At 66.4% G+C, this 1378-nt stretch carries 2 protein-coding genes; both read left to right on the top strand.

What is annotated here, in order from left to right; genetic code table 11:
- Positions 1–71: 71 nt before the first annotated feature.
- Positions 72–1133: an IS630 family transposase gene (locus AAH979_RS42980; RefSeq protein ID WP_346263868.1), complete on the top strand. Its 1062-nt coding sequence runs from the start codon at positions 72–74 to the stop codon at positions 1131–1133.
- On the top strand, positions 1130–1318 hold the full coding sequence (locus AAH979_RS42975; protein WP_346263867.1) for a hypothetical protein: 189 nt from the start codon (positions 1130–1132) through the stop codon (positions 1316–1318). The genes AAH979_RS42980 and AAH979_RS42975 overlap by 4 nt, the downstream gene beginning before the upstream one ends.
- Positions 1319–1378 lie beyond the last annotated feature (60 nt).

Raw genomic sequence — 1378 nt, 5'->3', positions numbered from 1 at the left:
CTAGTGTCGCGTGTCTGAAGTGATTTGACGCTTGGGGTGCGGGACAATCAGGCGTGTCTGTTGCCGCGCCGTTGGTGCTTTGTCCGGGTGATGGTGCCCGGCTTCGGGAGTTGACCCGCTCGTCGACCGCCCCGGCCGGGCATGTGCAGCGGGCCCGGATGGTGCTGCTGGCCGCCGAGGGCCTGCCGAACGCGGAGATCGCCCGTCGGGTGGGGATGACCCGCCAGACCGTGATTGCCTGGCGGGCCCGCTACGTCGCCGGCGGCGTCGAGGCCCTGGCCGATCTGCCCCGCTCGGGACGTCCGCCGGTCATCGACGAGGCGACGGTCGTGGTGACCACGCTCAACCCGCCAGCGGCCGAGTTGGGGGTCACGCACTGGTCGGCGCGACTACTGGCCGATCACCTGGCCAGGGCCGGCACGCCGGTCAGCTTCGCCGAGGTGGCTCGTATCTGGCGGGACTGGGGCCTGCAACCGCACCGGATCGAGACGTTCAAGTTCTCCACCGACCCGCAACTGGAGGCGAAGATCCGTGACGTGGTCGGCCTGTACCTCGACCCACCCACGAACGCGGTCGTGGTCTGTGTCGATGAAAAGTCCCAGATCCAGGCTTTGGATCGCACCGCCCCGCTGCTACCGATGCGGTTCGACCAAGCCGAACGGCGCACCCACGACTACAAACGTCACGGCACCACCACCTTGTTCGCGGCCTTGGAGGTGGCCACCGGGCGGATCACCGCGGACGCCTGCTATCCCCGGCACCGCAACGGGGAGTTCCTGACCTTCCTCAAACAGGTCGCCAAGGCCCACCCCAAGGTGAAGCTGCACGTCGTGGTCGACAACTACGCCACCCACAACCACCCCAACGTCAAAGCCTGGCTGGCCAAGCATCCCCGGATCACCCTGCACTTCACCCCGACCAGCGCCTCCTGGATGAACCTCGTGGAGATCTTCTTCGGGATCATCACCCGCCAGGCCATCCGCCGCGGCACCTTCGCCAGTGTGCCCGACCTCATCGCCGGGATCCGCACCTTCATCGACACCTACAACGAACGCTGCCGGCCGTTCGCCTGGACGAAGACCGCCGACCAGATCCTCGCCAACGCCAACCGACCACCCCAGGACGCCCGGTGAGCAGACGGCGGTACGTGGCCAGAGGCGTGCCCGGCGGCTACCGCATCTGGGACAACAAGACCCGGCGGTGGTGGGGCGACCTCTACGAACTGTGCCCGGACGACCTGCTCAACGAACTGAACGGCGCGAAAGACTACGAAACGATCACCGCGTTGCTCAAGCAGTACCGAGCCCAGAAGCGATAGACACGCCAACCACGACGACCTCACACCCACCGTCAAAAGAAATCAGACACGCGACACTAG

Origin of the sequence: Plantactinospora sp. ZYX-F-223 (assembly GCF_039649625.1) — a bacterium.
Classification (GTDB): domain Bacteria; phylum Actinomycetota; class Actinomycetes; order Mycobacteriales; family Micromonosporaceae; genus Plantactinospora.
The sequence above is the reverse complement of the archived record's forward strand: the minus strand, read 5'-3'. Positions and strand labels throughout refer to the sequence as shown.